Source organism: Gloeomargarita sp., assembly GCF_053491055.1.
Genome location: NZ_JBRCEP010000081.1, coordinates 1 through 5,149, shown reverse-complemented (window position 1 = coordinate 5,149; position 5,149 = coordinate 1). Strand labels below are relative to the sequence as shown.

Sequence of the window (5,149 nt, the reverse complement as noted above, 5' to 3'; positions counted from 1 at the left end):
TGATCTTCGATATATTGCCGCAGAACAGAGACAGTTACTCCCCCGCATGAAGCAATAAAATACGATTCATTCCACAAGACATCTTTCCAGTAAATTTTGTCAATATATTGCCTAAACTCACTCCTAATCCTACGACTAGATGCAGACTTGATATTATTTACAAATTTGGACAAGTCCATTTGTGGGTAGTACTGAAAAAAGTAAATGGATATGATCCGCTTCGCCATTAAATTCAAGAGACTAGCTAAGGCGCATTTGAAAGTAGCAAATCAGCGCAGGGATTTTCACTACAAAGTAGCCAACTGGCTGTTGCGAAAAAGGAGGCACATAGCGCATGAGGCGTTGAACATCAAAGGTCTGGCCAGGACAAGACTTGCAAAGTCTGTTTACGATGCTGGATGGGGGCAATTCCTGCAAATCTTGGCGGTCAAGGCTGCAAGAGCTGGGCTGTTGACGATTGCAGTGAATCCAAACGGCACGAGTCAAGAGTATTCCGGGTGTGGTCGTGTGGTGCCAAAAGAGCTTCACGATAGGTGGCATCATTGCTTCCACTGTAGGCTGAGGTTGCCGCGCGATCAGAACTCGGCACTTGTAGCGAAATACAGAGCGGTGGGGCATCCCGTTCTTTTTCGCGTCAGCGGCGCGGAGCGCTAAAGCCCGGGAAATGTCCGACGCAGTAGCGGGAGTCACCGTTCGCGAAGCGGGACGTAGTCCTTGAAGCCCGCCCTCTATGCGTCAGCATGAGGGACGGGAGTATGTCACCCAGCGTTTCTTGCCGTCCGAGCGCTATAGTAGGTAGAGAAAGGAAACGCGGTAACGAGAGCCAATGTCCCCGACGCCCACCCCTGCGGATTTACCTCGCACAGAGGAGGAATGGCAAAAACGCCTCAGCCCGGAGCAGTTTCGCATCCTCCGGCAGCACGGCACCGAACCCCCAGGCAGCAGCCCCCTGGACAAAAACTACGCCCCAGGGAACTACTATTGCGCTGGCTGCGGCGCGCTGCTATTTACCTCGGACACCAAATTCAACAGCGGCACGGGCTGGCCGAGTTTTTATGCCCCGGTTCCCGGCGCGATTGGCACCAGCGACGATTTTTCCTACGGGATGCACCGGGTGGAGGTTCACTGCAACACCTGTGGCGGCCATTTGGGACACGTGTTTCCCGACGGTCCCCCACCTACAGGCCAACGCTATTGCATCAACGGCGTGGCCTTAATTTTTGTCCCGGCAGGGGAACCTGCCCCCGTGATGCCAAAGTAGCCAGCGGCCCTGGGGTGGTGCGTTGAATTCTGCCTACACCCGTCCCCTTGCCCGCCTGATCGAGCGGTTACAACGGTTGCCGGGCATTGGTCCCAAATCGGCCCAGCGGCTGGCTCTCTACCTGGTCAAACAGCCAGAACAGGAGGTGGCGGCACTCGCGCAAGCACTCTTGGAGGCCAAACAGCAGGTCGGTCAATGCCAAATCTGCTACCACCTGGCGGCCACCCCCATCTGTGACATTTGTGCCGACCCCAACCGGGATGACCACACCATCTGCGTTGTCAGCGACCCGCGGGATGTGATTGCCCTGGAAAAAACCCGTGAATATCGGGGCAAATACCACGTGCTGGGGGGGGTGATTTCCCCCATGGATGGCATCGGCCCGGAACAACTCACGATTCATGCCCTGGTCAAACGGGTGGAGGCTACCCAGGTCAAGGAAGTCATTCTCGCCCTCAGCCCCACCATCGAGGGAGAAACCACCATCATCTACCTGGGACGGCTGTTGCGACCCCTGACCCGCGTGACCCGCATTGCCGCCGGGGTGCCGGTAGGGGGAGATTTGGAATACGCCGATGAACTGACACTCGCCAAAGCCCTCGAAGGCCGCCGGGAACTCTAAACCCGCCGTTTCCCAACCCTGCGCAAAAAATAATATAAAAATTATTTAGAGAAATGGTGAAACGCCAACCAAATCCACCGTGGAAAAGGGCACCCTCGTCGAATTCCAAACCGAAAACGGCGCCCGTTTGGGGGTTATCCAGCGTCCCGACGGCAAAAAAAACTGGATTGCCAGCGATGCCCAGGGACGCAGCTACAGCATTCACCCCCGCCAGATCAGCTTTACCGTGCCGGGACGCACCTACCTGGCCGAAGACATTCCCGCCTTTGAACAGGCCGCGGAACGCTACCATGACCCGGAAGCCCTGGAATTGGCCTGGGAACTGCTCAGCCCCGAACCCCGGCCAATTGACCCGCAAACGCTTGCCGAATTGATCTTTAGCCAGACCGACCCCCCCATCTGCTACGCCGCCCACCGCCTGCTGCGCCAAGACAAAATTTTTTTCAAACAAAAAGGGGACTACTACGAACCGCGCTCCCCACAACAGGTGCAGGAAATTCGGCACCAACTGGAAAAGGCGGCGCAAAAACAGGAAGAAATTAGTACATTTTACCGCAAAGTTCAGCAGGCCCTCAACGGGGAAACGGTCACCTGGTCAGGGAAAGAACGGCATATCCTCGAACAAGTGGAGCAATTTGTTATTCTAGAGGGGCAGGAATCCCGGGCGGTGACCGAGCTGCTGACCCATCTGGGGCGGGCGGTCACCCCCACCGAGGCGCGGGAATTGCTGGTGGCCCTGGGCTGGTGGCACCCCCACGAGAACCTGGCGCTGCGCCGCAGTTCCCTGGCGACGACCTTTCCTGCGGCTGTTTTGGAGGCGGCGCAGATGCGGATTGACAACCCGCCCCCCGACCCGGATGCCGCTTGGCGGGTGGATTTGACCGCCCACAAGGTGTACACGATTGACGACATTAGTACGAAAGAAATTGACGATGGCTTGAGTTGGGAGTTGCTACCGGATGGGCGGGAGCGGCTGTGGATTCACATTGCCGACCCAAGTCGGTGGCTGACGCCGGGGGATGTTTTGGACCAAGAAGCCCGCCGCCGCAGTACCAGTGTGTATTTGCCGACCGGGGTGATTCCCATGTTCCCGGAGGTGTTGGCGACGGGGCCGATGAGTTTGCAGCAGGGGCAGACCTGTTGCGCTTTGAGTTTCGGGGTGATTTTGCAGCCGTCCGGGGAAATTGCCGAATTTGTGATCACGCCCAGTTGGGTGCGGCCCACCTACCGGCTCACCTACGAGGATGTGGATGAACTGCTGCCTTTGCAGGTGGCAGGGGAGGGAGAGCTGTCCCGGCTGTACCAATGGGCGGAACGGCGGTTGCAGTGGCGGTTGGCCCAGGGGGCGATCCAGATTCAGATGCCGGAGCCGGAAATTAAGGTGGTTGATGACCAGGTGGAGGTGCGGTTGCAACAGCCATCCCCGGCGCGGTTTTTGGTGGCGGAAATGATGATTCTGGCGGGGGAAGTGACGGCGCGTTATGCCCAAAATGCCGGGTTAGCCATGCCGTTTCGCTCCCAACCCCAGCCGGAATTGCCGCCGGAGGAGGAATTGCGGCAACTGCCGGGGGGGCTGGTGCGCACCTATGCGATTCGCCGCTGTTTGACCAAAAGCGAGGTGAGTATTACCCCCGGTCGTCACGCCAGTTTGGGGCTGGAGGCCTATGTCCAGGCCACCTCCCCGATTCGCCGCTATGGGGATTTGCTCGCCCACTGGCAACTCAAGGCGCACCTGCGGGGGGAAGCGCCGGTTTTTACGGCAGCAGAATTGCAAAGCATTCTCCAGGGCGTGACGGCGGCCACCCAGGAGGCCAGCTCGGTGGAACGGCAAACCAACCGCTACTGGAGCCTGGAATACCTGCGCCGCCACGGCCAAGGGGTGTGGACTGCCCTGGTGTTGCGCTGGTTGCGGGAGGATATGGACCTGGTGCTGGTGCTGCTAGAGGAATTGGGGCTGGAATTGGGGATGCGGGTGCAACGGCCGGTGAAATTGGGGGAACACCTCCAGGTACAAGTAACCCACGTGGACCCCTACCGGGATGTGATTCACCTGCGGGAAGTGACTGCCTGACTGCCTCGCTCCTGGTGACACGCTCACCCGGTTTGCTATATTAGAGGAAATGTTAAGAAATGTAACAGATGGTACAGGATAAAGTTGTTGTCGTGGTGGGGGCGACGGGGGGCATTGGGCGTGCCGTAGTTGAGCGGTTGCATCCTTTGGGGGCGAAGTTGGTGTTGGCGGCGCGGCGACCGGAACCGTTGCGGGCGTTGGCTGCCGTTGGGGATTTGGCGATTCCTACGGATATTACCGACCCGACGCAGGTGCAGCATCTGATGGACGAGGCAGTGGCGGCTTTTGGCCGGATCGACGTGCTGGTGAATGCCGCCGGGGTAGGGATTTTCAAAGCCTGGGACAAGCTGACGCCGGCGGATGTGGCGACCCAATTGGCGGTGAATTTGCAGGGGCATTTTTATACCATGCAGGCGGCGGCGCAGGTGATGAAAACCCAGCGGGCCGGTCATATATGCAATGTGATTGGCATTTTGGGCAAACACACGATGCCGATGGCGGCGGCCTACTGTGCGTCCAAGTTTGGGGCGGTGGGCTTAAGCAAAGTGATGGCGGACGAATTGCGCCGTTACAGCATCAAAGTCACTTTATTTTATTTCGGTGGGGTGGACACGCCCTTTTGGGATGAGATTCCTCTCAAAGTCGATCGCACGAAGATGCTGCGCCCGGAAACTGCTGCCCAAGCGATTCTCTACGCCCTGGAAAACGAACCTGCTGCCGTGCCGATGGAAATCAATATCCAACCGGAAAGTCATCTCTTTTTCTAAGTTTTTTGGGCCTCTGGGGCGTTGATGAAAGGCAGATGATTTGCCCTAGGCAGAAGGGAACTAGGTCGTGCCGCTCTTTTACTTTCTTTTATAGTCATTTCGGTTTAGAATGCGACACTAACTTGTGCAATAATTACGAATGACTTCATCAATGGTGGTGCCAGGGGGATGCTATAGTCGTTTCACAGGAAAATGCAACACTTTGAGGCACTGGTCATCACTGTATCCCCTTCCAGGACAGGGTTTGCAGGTAAAGGCGAATGTCGCAAACTTGTTTGAAATGACTATACATCGGCAATTTTTTTAATGCCCTAAAGTCATGCTCAATGTCATTGAGGTCTGGGGAATAAGCCGGCAAAAACAATACCATATGCCCTGCCGCTTTTACTCATTCTCGCCTGCGTTTCTGACGATCAATCGGTGCCTTG

The 5,149-nt window shown here is 56.8% G+C and carries 4 protein-coding genes and 3 pseudogenes; 5 read left to right on the top strand and 2 right to left on the bottom strand.

Annotated features, from left to right (window positions below):
• Nucleotides 1-237, bottom strand: a pseudogene (tnpA, locus tag ACWISF_RS08920) (IS200/IS605 family transposase); the annotation flags it as partial.
• Here tnpA and ACWISF_RS08915 point away from each other — a divergent pair.
• The 5 genes and pseudogenes from ACWISF_RS08915 to ACWISF_RS08895 all read left to right on the top strand — a co-directional run.
• Nucleotides 235-654: pseudogene (locus tag ACWISF_RS08915) on the top strand (RNA-guided endonuclease InsQ/TnpB family protein); the annotation flags it as partial. The pseudogenes tnpA and ACWISF_RS08915 overlap by 3 nt on opposite strands.
• A 172-nt stretch (nt 655-826) precedes the next feature.
• On the top strand, nt 827-1,261 hold the full coding sequence (gene msrB / locus ACWISF_RS08910) for a peptide-methionine (R)-S-oxide reductase MsrB (RefSeq protein WP_448381236.1): 435 nt from the start codon (nt 827-829) through the stop codon (nt 1,259-1,261).
• A gap of 22 nt (nt 1,262-1,283) precedes the next feature.
• Nucleotides 1,284-1,883, top strand: coding sequence for a recombination mediator RecR (gene recR / locus ACWISF_RS08905; protein WP_448381235.1), 600 nt, complete (start codon nt 1,284-1,286; stop codon nt 1,881-1,883).
• Nucleotides 1,884-1,962: 79 nt separating this feature from the next.
• A complete protein-coding gene (locus ACWISF_RS08900) occupies nt 1,963-3,954 on the top strand; it encodes a ribonuclease catalytic domain-containing protein (protein ID WP_448381234.1) in 1,992 nt (663 codons plus the stop codon).
• A 68-nt stretch (nt 3,955-4,022) separates the two neighbouring features.
• Nucleotides 4,023-4,721 (top strand): SDR family oxidoreductase, encoded by a 699-nt coding sequence (locus ACWISF_RS08895; RefSeq protein ID WP_448381233.1) that lies wholly within the window; start codon nt 4,023-4,025, stop codon nt 4,719-4,721.
• 217 nt (nt 4,722-4,938) lie between these two features.
• Here the strand turns inward: ACWISF_RS08895 and ACWISF_RS08890 are convergent.
• Nucleotides 4,939-5,149, bottom strand: a pseudogene (locus ACWISF_RS08890) (transposase); the annotation flags it as partial.